Raw genomic sequence first — 15,327 nt, 5'->3', positions numbered from 1 at the left:
TTAGATATGAAACACGAAAAAATACGCGTTATACAATACGGCTGTGGTAAAATGGCTGAAGTTATTGTTCGTAATTTGGTTGATCATGGAGCAGAAATCGTTGGAGCGATTGATGCGAATCCGAAATTAGTTGGGATGGATGTTGGAGACTTTGCGAATTTAGGACGTAAAACTGGCGTGCTTATTTCCGATGATGCGGATAAGGTATTGTCTGAATGTGATGCGGATGTTGCGATTGTGACCGTATTTAGTTATATGAATGATATGTATTCAATTTTTGAGACCTGTGCAATTCACGGTGTGAACGTCATTACCACATGTGAAGAAGCAATCTATCCTTGGACAACCGCACCTTCGGAAACAAACCGTCTTGATCGTCTTGCGAAAGATTATAATATTACCATTACGGGAAGTGGTATGCAGGATATTTATTGGATTAACATGCCATGTTTAGTAGCAGGGGGCGTGAATCATATTCAAAAAATGTATGGAACGGCTAGCTATAACGTAGAAGATTACGGACTTGCATTGGCGGAAGCACATGGTGCAGGTTATGATCTTGAAAAGTTTGAAAAAGAGATTGCGCAAGCAGAAAGTTTACCAAGCTATATGTGGAATGCGGGCGAAGGAATTTGCGCGAAAATGGGATGGACCATAAAGTCAATCTCACAAAAAAGTGTTCCTTATGTCCTTGAACAAGCTATTTACTCGGAGACTTTAGGAAGAGAAATTCCAGCAGGCGATGCAATCGGTATGTCAGCGGTCACCACTATCCTGACACATCAAGGTCCAGAACTTGAAGTCCAATGTATTGGGAAAGTTTATGGTGAAAATGATGGGGATCTTTGTGAGTGGAAGATTGTCGGAGATCCAGATGTTGTATTCTCTGTAGAAAAACCCGATACTGTAGGCCATACATGTGCGACGGTTGTGAATCGTATACCACAAGTCCTTGATGCACCAGCAGGGTTTATTACTGCCGAAAAACTTGAGGAAATCCATTATCTAACATATCCAATGGATCATTACAATTAATAAGATAGAAAAAGCATACTCAGTATATGCTTTTTTTTATTTTATCTGGAAAATTTCCCATATGCTTGAATATCTTTTGGAAAATTTTCATCTATAATAGAAATGTAAACGATAACATTAATTATCGTCAAGGAGGAGAGAATGGATCGATTTATTCAATTTATTGAAGAAAAAATGGTTCCACGTGTTGCAAGGTTAACGAATACACGCTATTTTAATGCACTAAAATCTGGGTTTTTGGTAATTATGCCACTCACGATTATTGGATCATTATTCTTGTTGATTACCGATTTCCCTTTACCAGGCTATGCTGAATTCATGGCTGGAATCTTTGGTTCAGAATGGACATCATATTTGGACTCTGCTTATCGAGCAACGTTTAATATGATGGGGTTCTTTTTAACAGGGACTATAGCATATCGACTTGCAGAAGATTATAAATTGGACGCATTATCAACAATGATATTAGCGCTCGTTTCGTATATAGTAGTATTGCCAAAATCGGTTGTGGCTGAGTCGGGAGAAGTTATAGGTCGCGTATTATCTTTTACTTGGCTAGGGACACAAGGAGTTATAACGGCTATTATTATGGGTTTTGTTACAGTTGAAATTGTTCGATTCTGTGTTGAGAAAAAAATGGTTATCACGATGCCGGAATCAGTACCTTCAATGGTATCTCAGTCTTTTAGTGCATTAATTCCGGGAATCGTAGTTGTAATTATTAGTCTTATTTTTGCAGGGATTGCAAAAGTTTTTGCTGGTTCATTTCCAGAACTAATATATCAGATTATCCAAATTCCGCTTGAAGGATTAACATCTTCAATTGGTGCCATTACAGTTGTAGCTGGTTTGAACGGATTCTTATGGTGGTTTGGAATTCATCCAACTGTTGTAAACTCTGTGGTCAATCCACTACTAAATGCAAACTCAGTTAAAAACTTAGAATTGTTTAAAGCTGGAAACTTGACTATGGCTACTGGAAATGTTGGTACAATACAAATGATTGATCAATTTGCAACAATAGGGGGTGCAGGGTTAACACTAGGATTAGTTATTGCAATGCTGGTAGTAGCACGCTCCTCACGTTTGAAAACAATGTCAAAACTAGTTGGAGTACCGTCATTATTTAATATTAACGAGCCTATCATTTTCGGATTACCAGTCGTTTTTAATCCTTTGATGTTAATTCCAGTAACTATTGCACCTATGGTGTCAGTTCTCATAGCATATTTTGCTATGATGATTGGTTTTATGCCTATGTTTAATGGTGTTATAGCTCCATGGCCAACTCCACCAATTTTTTCAGGCTTTTTGGTAGCCGGATGGCAAGGAGCAGTTGTACAAATAATTTGTATTGCTGTCTCAACAGTTATTTACTATCCATTTGTTAAGGCATTAGATAACCAATATCTTGAGGAAGAACATATTCAATAAAGTTAATGTATAATTTAAGGGAAACGGAGGAGTTGCTATGAGTTTACAAAAACAAATTTCAATTCATATACATAGTCTTACTTTTATGGAGAAAGAACTTCTCCGTAATCTCTTAGATAATTTTGAATCATTCGAATATAGGCATTTTACGATAGAAAATATTGCAGATCGATTTAACGTATCAAAAACAAGTGTTCATCGCTTTACAAAAAAACTGGGTTATGACAGTTTTACATATTTTAAAGATGATTTTTTTGGGCGTGTCGTTCAGGATGAGGTTTTTGCATATACACGAATCCCATATGTAGATATGCTTACACATACTTATGAACTGGCAACAAAGACCATTACTGATGACATTGTACAAAAAATGATTTATGCAAAAAGAATTACTATTTATGGAATGGGAATGAGTAATTTTCTTGGAAAGATGTTTCAAATAAAATTACAACTTTACGGAAAAACAGCTGAGCAATACGACGATTCTCGTTTTATGAGATTATCAGCACGCGCACTGGTTCCAATAGAAGATGTTCTATTTGTCTTATCCCGTAGCGGAAGACCGCCTGAAATTGTTGAAGCAGTCGTTGAGGCAAATTTGAGAAAAATTGATATCATACTTATAACTGAAGTTCCAGATTCTCCTATCGGAATGATGGCTACTCACATTATCCAAACATCACAGAGTAAAGATCTAGATAATGATATTGATACAAGACTAAATGCACATATTGCGATGGATCTATTAATGGCAAGATTTATTGAATTAAGAGAGAAAGAAGAAGTTAGTAATGAAGAAAAGTATTAAAACCCTCGAACGAATTGGTAATGGTTCGAAAAAATGGGATAAAACCTATATTTCAAAAAGGTTTCAGATAGAAGAACCAACACAGGTTTATCCAATGTTTATTGCTGATATGGATTTTCGACATGACGATAGAATTATTGAACATTTGAAAGCAATAATTGAACAAGATGATTTTGGATATTTTGACGTTACAGATTCATACTATCAGTCGATCGTCAGGTGGCATAAAGATAATCATAATCTAGCTATTAAGTTGGATTGGATTATTCCCGCCAATGGTACAATTACATCGCTACATTTTGTTATGGATACGCTGAATCAAAAAGGTAATATACTATTGATGACACCAGTCTACGGCGTATTTCAATCTATTGCTGATCATTTTGGTAAGCGTTTCAACTTTCCTTTGACATTTGAAGATAATAATTATGATATTGATTTTAAGGAGTTAGAAAATACAATTCTAACAAGTTCTATTGATACAATATTGTTTTGTAATCCACATAATCCCTCTGGAAAAGTTTGGTCCTATGGAACCGTAGAATCATTGGTTAATCTTTGTAAGAAATATGATGTGCTTTTGGTATCAGATGAGATTCATGCTGATTTTGTTCATGAAGGATACACCTTTAACTCAATTCTTAAATTCAAAAATGATTATGACAAAATAGTTGTTAGTACTTCAGCAAATAAAACATTTAATCTATCAGGTTTGAATAGTTCCTATTTGTTGTGCCCTAATGAGTCCCTTAGAAATAAAATCCAAGCTCATTTTAATCGTTACCATATTTCCATTAATCGTATTGGGATGGAAGCGACGCGTATCGCATATGAAGAAGGATATAACTGGATGGAAACCGTGAAAGATTGTGTGGTGGACAACATCTCGTGTCTATACGACGTAATTCAGAATACAGACATGCAAGTAATTAAGCCGGAGTCAGGATACTTAGTCTGGCTATATTGTCCTCGTATTCAAGATATGGATGCTTATGTGATTGATCTTGCTCAAAGAACTGGAGTATTGTTGGAGACTGGATCCCGTTTTGTGGATAACTACAAACAGTGTTTACGCATAAATGTTGCAATGGACACTGAAAGTGTAAAAGAAGCAATGAATAAATTTGTTGAGCATTACATAAACTATAAAGGAGACACAAGTGAAATCAATTAGTACGGAAAATGCACCAAAAGCTATTGGTCCTTATGTGCAAGGAAAAATGTTCGAGGGATTAATATTTACATCAGGACAACTTGGTATTGATCCAAATACAAATAAGCTTTGTAATGGTATTGAGGCTCAGACTCGTCAAGCACTTGATAACTTGAACGCAGTTCTTGTAGCAGGTGGGAGTAATATGGAATCTGTTATTAAAACAACTGTTTTATTAACGGATATAGACGATTTTAAAGTAGTAAACGAGATCTATTCAGACTCGTTTAAAGGTGTGTTTCCGTCTAGGGTAGCTTATCAAGTAGGAGCATTACCTATGGGCGGGATGATAGAAATTGAAGCTATCGCAGTACAGTATAAATAAATCTAAGCACTTTGTATTCAAAAAATGAAGAATATAAGGTGCTTTTCTTATGCAGTGATGTGTTGTGATACGCAGTGAAAATCGTTATAATGTGCGTAAGGAGGGTCCATTATGAGTAGTCAAGATTTTAAGTCTGTATTTGATATTATTGGGCCAGTTATGGCCGGACCAAGTAGTTCTCACACTGCTGGTGCGGCACGGATTGGAAAGATCGCACGCAGTATTTTTGGAGAATGTCCAGAGCGAGCCAATATTTATTTATATGAATCGTTTGCGAAAACGTATAAAGGACATGGTACAAACGTTGCTTTGGCGGGTGGTCTTTTAGGGATGGATCCGGATGATGCACGTTTGCATGAATCACTGTTAATTGCGCAAGAAGAAGGTATGAAGGTAACCTTTATTCCTTTAGTGGATAAGGTAGATCATCCAAACACAACGAAAATTGTAATGCATAAAGACGGACGTAAATGTACGGTAGTAGGGATATCAATTGGTGGCGGTAATGTTAAGATTACTGAAATCAATGGAACCAAGGTTGAAATTGACGGTGGTGTCGCTACAATCCTAATTTTCCATGAAGACTGTCCGGGTATGATTGCGAATGTTGCGACGATTTTGAGTGACATGCACATTAATATCGGGTCTATGAAAGTGGATCGCGAAGAAAAAGGTAAAAAGGCTTACATGGTTATTGAATTAGATCAAGATGATTTGGAAACATCACTGGATCGTTTACGATGTGTGGAGAATATTTATGAAGTTCTCTACATTGCGAAATAGGAGATATTATGTTTAAATCAATCCAAGAATTAGTTGATACAGCTACACAACGTGGGAGCTTATCGGAAACAATAATTGAAGTTGAAATGAAGCGTTCTGAAGAATCACGCGAGGTGATTGTAGAACGTATGGGGTCTCAGCTTGACGTAATGAAGCGGACTATTGAACAAGGGAAACGTGGTGTAAAATCGACGACGGGCCTAACTGGTGGCGATGCTACAAAAATTGCTGAATATCTTAACCGTGGTGAATCGATTTGTGGTCCTACGGTCATGACGGCTGTTCAAAATGCTGTAGGAACCAATGAGGTTAATGCTGCAATGGGGATTATCTGTGCAACACCAACTGCCGGTAGTGCAGGTGTTGTGCCAGGAGTGTTGTCCGCAGTTTCAGAACGTTATAACCTGACGCGAGAACAAGAAATTAATTTCCTGTTTGTAGCAGGAGGATTTGGTTTGGTGGTTGCCAACAATGCATCCATTTCAGGAGCTACAGGTGGATGCCAAGCAGAAATTGGTAGTGCAAGTGCAATGGCGAGTGCTGCGGTTGTGGATGCCTTGGGTGGAACACCAAAAATGTGTGCTCATGCTTTTGCAATGACAATTAAAAATATGCTGGGTCTTATTTGTGATCCTGTTGCAGGTCTTGTGGAAGTGCCGTGTGTTAAACGAAATGCCTTAGGCGCATCGCAAGCTTTAGTCTCGGCTGATATGGCACTTGCTGGTGTTGAAAGTGCTTTAACTCCGGATACGGTTGTGGAAGCAATGTACAAAGTAGGGAAAGCGTTACCAAGTAAATTCCGAGAAACCGGAGAAGGTGGCCTTGCGGACACGATTGAAGGTAGAGCGCTTGCGGAAGCAATATTTGGAAACGAAAAGACTGATTAATCAGTCTTTTTTTTCATTAAGCACAAAAATAGACCCATTTAGGTCGTATGAACACTATTGTACATAAAAATTTGGTAGGATACCCTTATATTCTAAGGAGAAGATGATGATTCAAATTAAAAATTTACAGGATAACAGTAACATTGTGGAAGTAGCTTCCATGGGATGCTTTAAAGTATTGGAATACCAAAAAGACTTAAGTGTAAGTGCAGAAAGTGCAATTGCAGCATACTATGCATCTGAAATGAATATTCGTAAGCGTCAAGTGTATATTCAACTTCAAAACCAAGCTGTTACGGTGAGTGCCGGTGCCATGCAATGGTCTGCTGGTGATGTGAAAATGGGGGCAGACGTAAAAGGTGTTGGTGATTTTATTGGGAAAGCAATTAAAGGTTCTGTAACAAAAGAATCAGCAGCAAAACCTCGCTATTCAGGTACAGGCTATTTGATGTTAGAACCAACATACAAGCATATTCTGCTTGAACGCGTAGAAGATTGGGGAAAGATTGTGCTCGAAGATGGCTTATTCCTAGCATGCGATTCCGATATCAAGCAAAAAGTGGTTTCACGTGGTAACTTCTCATCTGCGATGATGGGTGGTGAAGGACTTTTTAACCTTGCATTAGAAGGTCATGGTGTTGCAGTGCTGGAAAGCCCTGTTCCGCGGGAAGAGCTTATTGTTGTGGAACTTCAAGATGATGAAATTCGAATCGATGGAAACTTTGCGATTGCATGGTCTGGATCACTTGATTTCCGCGTTGAAAAATCCACAAAAAGCCTAATGGGTTCTGCTGTTTCTGGCGAAGGTTTTGTGAATGTGTATCGTGGTACCGGTAAAGTATTGCTTGCACCGATTGCTTAAAAGAGTCATTGACTCTTTTTTTGTATCTTTTTAGTACATATTGATAACAGAATCTACCTAAAATCATATCATTATGGTATATTCTCTTTAGAAAAGAGGTGATGTGATGAATTCGATTAAACAGAGTCTAAATATAGACATTAAACCTACGACGGAACGTGACTTAAAAAATCTTCAACGTCTATGGGCAGATCCGCAAATAATGTATCATGTTGGTTTTGAAGAGGGTTTGGTGATGGATGATGAAGCCATGTACACATGGTATCAGCAGATTCACGCGAACCCTAACACATTTCATTTTAGTGTATTCCAAAATACAGAATATGTCGGTGAATTATTTTATCGAATTGTTGATACCTATGCGCAGCTTGATATTAAACTATATCATCGATTTCATGTAGGTGGGTATGCTTTAAGTTGGTTGATTCAGGAAGTTTTCAAAAAGACTTCATGCGTAAAACTCTACGTCGACCCAAGCCCAGATAATCACATCGCGATTCATTTGTATAACTCACTTGGTTTTATTGAAGTTGATCCACCTGAGGGCTACCGTCCAAGTCAATTACTGATGGAATTAACTTGGGAACGTTTTAAACCCAAACAAAGTTTTTTAGAGACTAAGATCAAACTCAGGCCATTTCGTCATGCGGATTTACCACGTGTTTGGGAATTGTCTGCTAAGGAAGATCATTATGCGTGGTGTGATTTGGATGCCCCATATTTTGAGGAATACCAACAAATGTCATTGCGTGAATTTATTGAACATGAAGCACCTTTTTATCTAAATAATCCCCGCTCTTTGGTGATTCTGTATGATAATGTGATTATTGGACGGGCATCTCTTTATTGGCAAGATCAACGCACGCGTTGGATGAATGGTGGTTTTGATATTTTTGATGAAACTTACTGGTCAAAGGGAATTGGGACAGTAATCATGAAACAATTAATTCATGAAGCATTTTTATATTACGAAGTCGAGCGCATTGGTTTTGTGACATGGTCAGGGAATCTAGGTATGCAACGAATTGGTGACAAATTAGGTTTGAAACGTGAAGCAGTAATTGAAAAGGCTCGTTATTATAAGGGTGTCTACTATGATTCGGTATCGTATGGCATAACGCGCTCACAATGGACGTTAAGAAATCATGATTTCTATAGCGGTGTCGTTTGGTCAATGCATCAAATTCCTGAGATTATAACGGAACTCCATAAAGATTTTAAGCCTTTGACGCTTCGTGAAACGGAAGGACTCATTACGGTTTCATCACCAAAATCATTTATCGGTTTTTTAGTATATGAAGTTGATGAAGCATCGACTATTATAATTAATAAAATAGAAACGCTTCAATCTGTAAATGATCCAATTATTAGTCAAATTCTGATTGATTGTGTCGAACAGATTGCAATACGACTTCAAATTTCTTATATTATTATAGAATCGACAGGGATTAAGGAACTTGCAGGTTTTATCAAGGTTAAAACTAAACAAGACACTTTCCTAATTAAAACGATGCATCATAATAAACCAAGGAGTTAAAGACATGTATACAATCACGATAATTAGTCATCATGAGAATCTGGATATACTGGATTGTTTCGATCCAACATGGTGTGTGAAATGCGTACATACGTTTCCACTTCAATCAGAGGATACGGATTGTTTTTTGGTGGATATAGATTATTGTGATCATGATGGGGCAGCATTGATTTCGTGGCTCAATCAAAATTATCACAAACCCATTGTCATCTTAACAACTCGTTATCGTCCTAAGCGCACCTTGGAACTTTTAGTTCAAGGGGCACAGGATTATTTAGTCGAACCCTACAATTGCGAGATTACACATGAACGGATTACAACGTTGATTGAAACTTATGACAAAAGAAAACACATCTAACGATGTGTTTTTCTTTTATCAAATCTCAACCGCACCACTTTTACTTTTATTAAAGTCTATCTCATAGGCCGTTTTGAAGTCAAATATTTTTCGCGGCATTGAGTTAATTTTGAAGCAAATATCATCAAGATATTGTTGCGCTATATCATACATTGATTTTCCTTTTGGTATAAACCTTCTAACGATTGCATTCGCTCGTTCATTGGTTCCACGTTGAAAAGAACAGTATGGATCACACTTATATAGTTTCACACCCAACCGCTTGGCTGTAATTCCTAGTGTTTTAAATTCAAGTCCGTTATCTACTGTTATTGATTTGGTTGTTATATTATTCTCTTCAATAAATTTTCGAATTAAGTTTGATGTGTAATAGTCATATCGATATTCTGCTTTAATAAGCCAGGTCATTCTTGAGCAGCGGTCTACAATGGATATAATCGCTGCAGATTCATGTTTCTTACCGATTATAGAGTCGATTTCGAGATGACCAATCTCGTTACGTTCCTCAATGTATTTAGGTCTAAGGCTAATTGGAAGTACCGTTTTCTCTTCCAAGTTCCATCTTAAGTGATTCATCATTCCACTAATTCTTTTTTTGCGTTTTCGACGTTTATAGCACATTCTATTTGGTTTTATATCAAGTTTACCTTGGTTAATCCAGTTATAGACTTGCTGCGATGTAACACACGGTTTATATGGATGATAGCGTTTATAGTTACTCAAACATACTTCTACCGAATGAACTTTAGGATCATAGTGAGAATGCAGATATTCGATTAAGTGGGAATATTTGTCTCGGATATCAATCGTTCGTTTCTTATAGACATTATTTTTATATCTAGAAATCGTAGAATGAGATATATTGAGTTTACGTGCTGCCTTGCGCATAGAATAGCCGATGCTTAATAGAATATCAATTTGGTCTTTCATTTTTTTATCTAATTGTTTATACTTCATATGGGAGCTCCTTTTAGTCGGGTGGGCTCCTTTTATTATACAAAAACAACCGCACCTTGGGTGGTGCGGTTGAGATTTGAATTTAGGGAAAACACATCTAACGATGTGTTTTCTTTACGCCTTCTTTAGCGTGAATCATATGAGTAATTGCTAAGCAAACAGGGGTCGCGATACCGTGTTTTGTTCCGAGTCGTGCAATCGCTCCATTGAGATAATCGATCTCTGTTTTACGTCCTGCAGCCATATCTTGGTAAAGGGATGGATAATGATTACCGGCCTTTTTAGGATCGTATACAGCTTCTATTTTTGATACCAAGGCATCTTTATCAAGCACAATTCCTTCTGCATTTGCAACCGCAATTACTTCATCGACTACAAGTTCAGTGAGGATGCGATTGTTTTCATAATGTCCATACTCAGCAACATTACAGTCAATCAATGTACAGTAGGTATTCAGTACAGAATTCAAAGCAACTTTATTCCAAATTGATTGTTTCACATCATCACTGTAAACAACATTAAGCCCTGCTTGGTTTAAGGTCTTAAGGAGTTCTTCATTAAAGGGTGATGGGGTTTGATGAACTTGTTGGAGTTCAATAGCACCGGTACCAACTGCATCCACAATACCAGGGCCTCCAAGACCGGACGTCCATACGGTTACTCCTAAAAAGATATTTTCTTTAGGAACATATCGTTCAATAACCTCAACATTCCCTAATCCATTCAATAAACAGATAACTCGTGTATTATCAGTAATAACATGTTTAATATCTTGCATCATAGCATCCAAGTGCATGGCTTTTGTAAAGACAAAGACAAGATCAAAGGTTCCTTCGACTTGATTTGGTAGAACGGCAGGGATTTTAACAAAACCTTCATCAACGCCATCAATAATCATCTTCAGTCCATGTTCGTTGATTGCATCCCGATGTGCTTGCCAACCATCCGCAAAAACAATCTCATTACCACTACGGTGCAATAAGGCACCAAAGCGAGCACCCATGGCACCCGCACCTGCAAATAATATTTTCATTACAATCTCCTTTTTACTTCACAAGTATTGTAACATCATCTGAAAAATTAAGAGCGGAGAGTGCACATAAAAAGCAGCCGACGGACTCAGCTGCTTTTTAAATAAGGACTAGACGACAGTTTTCTCCACATGTGAAGGAGGATAGCCAAATAAATGTTTAAATATTTTGGTAAAATAAGAAGTAGAATTATAGCCACAGGCTTTAGCAACCTCTCCCACACGTAGGTTTGACTCACTTAATAATTCATAAGCATAATGACACCTTACCTCATTGAGGTAGTTATTGATCGTTGTATCCGTTTCTTCTTTAAAAAGACGGCAGTAATAGAATTTACTAATACCAATATCACGACAAATTTGATCGAGTGTTAATTCCTCTTTGTAATTTTTATGCATATATTGAATTCCTTGCTTCACGATATCGATTTTTGAATGTTTTCGATCAGTGTGAACGGGTTTTCGTGGTTGGTACTTAACCAACATATCAAAGAGGGAATACGTTAAGGGACTGAGTGATGATGTTGCGTCATTGAGGCTTGCATCGTATTCAAGTGATATCACATGCAGCATAGCTACAAGTTCTGGCCTCAGTGAGATTGTTTCAAACTGTTTGTGTTCTAAATCAAGATTAAAATTTTCAGGATAACGGTGATCAATGATATAGCGATCAAGTGTTATTCCCTCAGTTTTTGGTACAATGCGTCGTGTTTGTCCGGGATTAATAAAAACGACGGTGTCTTTCATTGCTGTAAAGACCTCATCCTCAATATCAATCTCACAGAGCCCGGTTTTGACTAAGATGATTTCAAAGTCATTATGCCAGTAAAAAGCATTGGTTGCAGTTGAGAGATCAAACTCACAATGTTCCACAATCAATGGCGAATCTGCACGACTAAAACTATAATGTTCGAAATAAAGATTATTCATACCCTAGCACCCCTAAACAATTCTTTATATATCATTATCCTATAATTTCAGTATAGACTTGCTTTTATGAAGTGTCAAGTAAACGCTTACAATTTTCAAAGTGTTCACAATAAATGCGTAGTATAATTACTAGATTAGCGGTAAATCGACATATTTTGTCTTTTATTCGATTCATTTCACAAATTAAACATGCATCGAAAAGATATGAATCTTGCTCTTAAAAAAAACCAAATCGTTGGATTTGGTTAGAATTATGAATTGAGGTATGCAATACCAAGATCTATTGTAGCTTGGATGGCTTCTTCATGTGTGCGTTCGAAACTGTGGGATGCATCAACGCCAGGTCCAATGAGTCCTGCCTTAAAATCATATCCAGCACGTAATGCAGCAGATGCATCAGATCCGTAGTAAGGATAGATATCAATCTTGTGTGGGATGTTGTTTTGTGAAGCAAGCGATACAAGTCGTTTACGAAGTTCATAATCGTAAGGTCCACTGCTATCTTTTGCACAGATTGTAACTGAAAATTCATCTGAAGTTTGTCCTTGTCCAGGTGCAGCCATATCAACCGCAATAAATTCAAATGTTTTTTCAGGGATTGCGGCACTGGAGCCATGTCCTACTTCTTCGTATGTAGAGATAAAGAAATTGGTTGTATAGCTTGGTTTTGTTTTTGTGGATACAAAGTGTTCGGCCATCCCAAATAAGGCTATAACACATGCTTTATCATCGAGATGACGAGATTTAATGAAGCCACTCTCGGTTACTTTACAACGTGGATCTAAATGGACATAGTCACCGACATTAATCCCTAAAGCAATAACATCATCGTATGTTTTAACTTTCTCATCAATACGAACTTCCAAGTTTTTTTGAGTGCGTTCTGTTGTGGAAGTTAAGGCACCATGGACATGAGAAGACGCGACATTCGTAAGAATTGTTCCCGAATAAAAACTTCCCGATAAGGTTTCAATTGCGACATGTTCACCTTCAATCGTAGCCCATGCATAGCCACCCAATTGAGTAAGACGTAGTTTACCATCGGTTGTAATCTCCTTAACAAGACAACCAAGAGTATCAACATGTGCCGATAAGGTAACTTCTTTCTCAGTACATTCACCTTCTAAGGTCGCAATCAGCGCACCTTTAACTGTTCGATACGTTTTAAGACCAAGGGATTGGAAGCGTTTTTCGCAGAATCGTACAGCTTCTTCAGTATTCCCAGTAGGACTTTTAATATTTAAAAGTGTTTCTAAATCATGAATAAGATGTTTCATAAGTGTCTCCTTTATATTACAAGTATTATGACATAATTGATGTTTTAAGCATAGGTTATCCATAAAAAAAGAGCATATAGCATGCTCTAAATTACAAATCCAATAATCATAATTGTTTTTTCTTGGCTGGGGTCAAAATATTCATAACGTTCCAGTATCACCTTAGGTTGACGTTCCGGTTCAATCACTTTTGCTTCCTTTAGGTGATTCCAAGCGAAATCAACAAGCGGTGTTTCAAAGAGTTCACCATTTTGAGTTGAACCTTCAATAAACACATTAACAAGTACACCATTGGGTAATGAATAACTGTCGTACGTCGCAGGTACCGGAGCATCACTTCTGAAAATTTGTCCGATCCAATAAGCATCATCTTCCGCAACGAATCCGATGGGTGATGCATAATGCGGTGCACAGTCTTTCATAACATCCTCAAACAAATCACCTTCAAACCATGTTTTCCATTGGTTTTGATACATCCCATTTTCCTGATCAGCTTCTGTATATCGCTTCCCAATTAATTTTAAAGAATGATGTACAACTTCATTTTCCAACTCAACAACCTTCAACATATTCAAAATCTCCAATCTCTTTCAATTATCATACGCTAGATAAAGCCGTCCTTCAATTAATATTTTTGGTTTTGAGGGGAGAGTGTTATAATACGTATAGGAGTGTGATCACTATGAAGGATTCAAAAAAAATCATGATTTGGTCGGTTGAGATTCTTATTTGCGCAATCTTTTTTATGGCATTTGATCTAGAGGTTAAAATTACGGGGATTGTTGTAATTTTATTTGTATTTATAATGTTGAATGAACACTTTCTATATGGCTTATTGGGTCTAAAAGATAAAGATCACAAATAACGTTTTGGGTTTAGTGGTGTTTTAAATTTCTTGTGTTTTAAGCAATCTTGTGTTAATCTCATATATCAAAGAGGTGATTTTATGGGAACAATCGTAACAATCGGTGGGGGCACCGATGTATTTGGGAGTGCACCCGCAATTGAAAAAGAATTAGTAGCAATGACACACAAGGAGCATCCGCGTGTACTTGTGTTGCCGACGGCAAGCTCTGATGGTGTTGAATATATTGAGTCGCTTACACAACGATTTGAAGCACTAGGTTGTGTTGTGGATGTTTTAAAACTTGTCTCGGAGTCTCCATCGCAAGCTGTGATTCAGTATAAATTATTAAATACTGATTTGATTTATGTTGGTGGTGGCGATACACGCATGATGGTTAAGTTGTGGCGTCAACGTGGTATTGATCATGTCTTAAAAGATGCTTATCATCGCGGTATTATTCTTGCGGGATTAAGTGCAGGATCAAACTGTTGGTATCAGTACAGTCATAGTGATTCCGAATCGTTTCATAATCAAGAGGATTGGAAGTTTATCATGACCTCCTGTCTTGGCTTTATTCAAGCAGTGCATGTACCCCATTATAATGAAGCGGGGCGTGATACCTTTGATGAGTTTTATAAAGCTTATCCGACAATGCCAGGGATTGCTTTGGAAAATGGAGTTGCAATGATTTATGAAGGTTCAAAAGCGCATATTTTTAAAGAACATAATCATTGTAAAGCGTATGTATTTACACATGTCGAAGGATTAATTCAAAAGCATGAACTTCACGAAGATGATGTCCTTGAAATCGAAATAAATATCTAGAAAACAGTTAGCCGTTTCCAAGGGAACGCTAACTTTTTTTGTATATAAGCATAAAAAAACCACTCGAAAGTGGTGTAATAAACTCAATGGTGCTCCGTCACGGGCTCGAACCGTGGACCCACTGATTAAGAGTCAGTTGCTCTACCGACTGAGCTAACGGAGCGTTTGCCTTTATATTATAACGCTATGATTTTTAATTTCAATAAAAACTTTCACTTT

At 37.3% G+C, this 15,327-nt stretch carries 17 protein-coding genes and 1 tRNA gene; 12 read left to right on the top strand and 6 right to left on the bottom strand.

Annotation, left to right across the window (positions count from 1 at the left end):
* Positions 1 to 6 precede the first annotated feature (6 nt).
* The 10 genes from NMG63_RS07165 to NMG63_RS07120 all read left to right on the top strand — a co-directional run bounded on the left by NMG63_RS07165 (position 7) and on the right by NMG63_RS07120 (position 9,242).
* Positions 7 to 1,035: an NAD(P)H-dependent amine dehydrogenase family protein gene (locus NMG63_RS07165; RefSeq protein ID WP_254006812.1), complete on the top strand. Its 1,029-nt coding sequence runs from the start codon at positions 7 to 9 to the stop codon at positions 1,033 to 1,035.
* Between the two features lie 141 nt (positions 1,036 to 1,176).
* Positions 1,177 to 2,469, top strand: coding sequence for a PTS sugar transporter subunit IIC (locus NMG63_RS07160; RefSeq protein ID WP_254006811.1), 1,293 nt, complete (start codon positions 1,177 to 1,179; stop codon positions 2,467 to 2,469).
* Positions 2,470 to 2,506: 37 nt separating this feature from the next.
* A complete protein-coding gene (locus NMG63_RS07155; RefSeq protein ID WP_254006810.1) occupies positions 2,507 to 3,277 on the top strand; it encodes a MurR/RpiR family transcriptional regulator in 771 nt (256 codons plus the stop codon).
* On the top strand, positions 3,261 to 4,451 hold the full coding sequence (locus NMG63_RS07150; protein ID WP_254006809.1) for a MalY/PatB family protein: 1,191 nt from the start codon (positions 3,261 to 3,263) through the stop codon (positions 4,449 to 4,451). The genes NMG63_RS07155 and NMG63_RS07150 overlap by 17 nt, the downstream gene beginning before the upstream one ends.
* Positions 4,438 to 4,815, top strand: coding sequence for a Rid family detoxifying hydrolase (locus tag NMG63_RS07145; RefSeq protein ID WP_254006808.1), 378 nt, complete (start codon positions 4,438 to 4,440; stop codon positions 4,813 to 4,815). The genes NMG63_RS07150 and NMG63_RS07145 overlap by 14 nt, the downstream gene beginning before the upstream one ends.
* Before the next feature lie 111 nt (positions 4,816 to 4,926).
* The gene (sdaAB, locus tag NMG63_RS07140; RefSeq protein ID WP_254006807.1) at positions 4,927 to 5,598 is read left to right on the top strand and encodes an L-serine ammonia-lyase, iron-sulfur-dependent subunit beta; all 672 of its coding nucleotides are present in this window, start codon (positions 4,927 to 4,929) and stop codon (positions 5,596 to 5,598) included.
* A gap of 8 nt (positions 5,599 to 5,606) precedes the next feature.
* Positions 5,607 to 6,485, top strand: coding sequence for an L-serine ammonia-lyase, iron-sulfur-dependent, subunit alpha (sdaAA, locus tag NMG63_RS07135; protein ID WP_254006806.1), 879 nt, complete (start codon positions 5,607 to 5,609; stop codon positions 6,483 to 6,485).
* A 106-nt stretch (positions 6,486 to 6,591) separates the two neighbouring features.
* Positions 6,592 to 7,347, top strand: a complete 756-nt coding sequence (locus NMG63_RS07130) for an AIM24 family protein (protein ID WP_254006805.1) — start codon at positions 6,592 to 6,594, stop codon at positions 7,345 to 7,347.
* A gap of 106 nt (positions 7,348 to 7,453) precedes the next feature.
* Entirely contained in the window at positions 7,454 to 8,884 is a 1,431-nt protein-coding gene (locus tag NMG63_RS07125; RefSeq protein WP_254006804.1) for a GNAT family N-acetyltransferase, read from the top strand.
* 4 nt (positions 8,885 to 8,888) lie between these two features.
* A complete protein-coding gene (locus NMG63_RS07120) occupies positions 8,889 to 9,242 on the top strand; it encodes a response regulator (protein ID WP_254006803.1) in 354 nt (117 codons plus the stop codon).
* A gap of 18 nt (positions 9,243 to 9,260) precedes the next feature.
* Here the strand turns inward: NMG63_RS07120 and NMG63_RS07115 are convergent, their stop codons facing one another.
* From NMG63_RS07115 to NMG63_RS07095, 5 genes are all read right to left on the bottom strand, one after another.
* Positions 9,261 to 10,199 carry an IS30-like element ISErh4 family transposase gene (locus tag NMG63_RS07115; protein WP_254006521.1) on the bottom strand — a complete coding sequence of 313 codons (939 nt, stop codon included), beginning with the start codon at positions 10,197 to 10,199 and terminating at the stop codon, positions 9,261 to 9,263.
* A 97-nt stretch (positions 10,200 to 10,296) separates the two neighbouring features.
* A complete protein-coding gene (locus NMG63_RS07110) occupies positions 10,297 to 11,232 on the bottom strand; it encodes a ketopantoate reductase family protein (protein ID WP_254006802.1) in 936 nt (311 codons plus the stop codon).
* Positions 11,233 to 11,340: 108 nt separating this feature from the next.
* Positions 11,341 to 12,159: an AraC family transcriptional regulator gene (locus NMG63_RS07105; RefSeq protein WP_254006801.1), complete on the bottom strand. Its 819-nt coding sequence runs from the start codon at positions 12,157 to 12,159 to the stop codon at positions 11,341 to 11,343.
* Between the two features lie 251 nt (positions 12,160 to 12,410).
* The gene (locus NMG63_RS07100; RefSeq protein WP_254006800.1) at positions 12,411 to 13,436 is read right to left on the bottom strand and encodes a M42 family metallopeptidase; all 1,026 of its coding nucleotides are present in this window, start codon (positions 13,434 to 13,436) and stop codon (positions 12,411 to 12,413) included.
* Positions 13,437 to 13,522: 86 nt separating this feature from the next.
* Positions 13,523 to 14,005 carry a hypothetical protein gene (locus tag NMG63_RS07095; protein ID WP_254006799.1) on the bottom strand — a complete coding sequence of 161 codons (483 nt, stop codon included), beginning with the start codon at positions 14,003 to 14,005 and terminating at the stop codon, positions 13,523 to 13,525.
* A gap of 113 nt (positions 14,006 to 14,118) precedes the next feature.
* Between NMG63_RS07095 and NMG63_RS07090 the strand changes: the two genes are divergently transcribed.
* Positions 14,119 to 14,301, top strand: a complete 183-nt coding sequence (locus NMG63_RS07090; protein WP_254006798.1) for a hypothetical protein — start codon at positions 14,119 to 14,121, stop codon at positions 14,299 to 14,301.
* 81 nt (positions 14,302 to 14,382) lie between these two features.
* Positions 14,383 to 15,108, top strand: a complete 726-nt coding sequence (locus NMG63_RS07085; protein WP_254006797.1) for a Type 1 glutamine amidotransferase-like domain-containing protein — start codon at positions 14,383 to 14,385, stop codon at positions 15,106 to 15,108.
* Positions 15,109 to 15,195: 87 nt separating this feature from the next.
* Here the strand turns inward: NMG63_RS07085 and NMG63_RS07080 are convergent.
* Positions 15,196 to 15,271 (bottom strand) — tRNA-Lys (locus tag NMG63_RS07080).
* Between the last annotated feature and the right edge of the window lie 56 nt (positions 15,272 to 15,327).

The organism is Erysipelothrix amsterdamensis, from assembly GCF_940143175.1.
GTDB classification, from domain to species: Bacteria; Bacillota_I; Bacilli_A; order Erysipelotrichales; family Erysipelotrichaceae; genus Erysipelothrix; species Erysipelothrix amsterdamensis.
This window is presented reverse-complemented; position numbering and strand designations above follow the sequence as displayed.

Excerpts from the sequence above, each read along its gene's own strand:
- NMG63_RS07085 (WP_254006797.1), top strand. The coding sequence starts at position 14,383 with ATGGGAACAATCGTAACAATCGGTGGGGGCACCGATGTATTTGGGAGT.
- NMG63_RS07110 (WP_254006802.1), bottom strand. The coding sequence starts at position 11,232 with ATGAAAATATTATTTGCAGGTGCGGGTGCCATGGGTGCTCGCTTTGGT.
- NMG63_RS07125 (WP_254006804.1), top strand. The coding sequence starts at position 7,454 with ATGAATTCGATTAAACAGAGTCTAAATATAGACATTAAACCTACGACG.
- NMG63_RS07150 (WP_254006809.1), top strand. The coding sequence starts at position 3,261 with ATGAAGAAAAGTATTAAAACCCTCGAACGAATTGGTAATGGTTCGAAA.
- NMG63_RS07115 (WP_254006521.1), bottom strand. The coding sequence starts at position 10,199 with ATGAAGTATAAACAATTAGATAAAAAAATGAAAGACCAAATTGATATT.
- NMG63_RS07130 (WP_254006805.1), top strand. The coding sequence starts at position 6,592 with ATGATTCAAATTAAAAATTTACAGGATAACAGTAACATTGTGGAAGTA.
- NMG63_RS07090 (WP_254006798.1), top strand. The coding sequence starts at position 14,119 with ATGAAGGATTCAAAAAAAATCATGATTTGGTCGGTTGAGATTCTTATT.
- sdaAB (WP_254006807.1), top strand. The coding sequence starts at position 4,927 with ATGAGTAGTCAAGATTTTAAGTCTGTATTTGATATTATTGGGCCAGTT.
- NMG63_RS07165 (WP_254006812.1), top strand. The coding sequence starts at position 7 with ATGAAACACGAAAAAATACGCGTTATACAATACGGCTGTGGTAAAATG.
- NMG63_RS07095 (WP_254006799.1), bottom strand. The coding sequence starts at position 14,005 with ATGTTGAAGGTTGTTGAGTTGGAAAATGAAGTTGTACATCATTCTTTA.
- NMG63_RS07105 (WP_254006801.1), bottom strand. The coding sequence starts at position 12,159 with ATGAATAATCTTTATTTCGAACATTATAGTTTTAGTCGTGCAGATTCG.
- sdaAA (WP_254006806.1), top strand. The coding sequence starts at position 5,607 with ATGTTTAAATCAATCCAAGAATTAGTTGATACAGCTACACAACGTGGG.
- NMG63_RS07160 (WP_254006811.1), top strand. The coding sequence starts at position 1,177 with ATGGATCGATTTATTCAATTTATTGAAGAAAAAATGGTTCCACGTGTT.
- NMG63_RS07120 (WP_254006803.1), top strand. The coding sequence starts at position 8,889 with ATGTATACAATCACGATAATTAGTCATCATGAGAATCTGGATATACTG.
- NMG63_RS07155 (WP_254006810.1), top strand. The coding sequence starts at position 2,507 with ATGAGTTTACAAAAACAAATTTCAATTCATATACATAGTCTTACTTTT.
- NMG63_RS07100 (WP_254006800.1), bottom strand. The coding sequence starts at position 13,436 with ATGAAACATCTTATTCATGATTTAGAAACACTTTTAAATATTAAAAGT.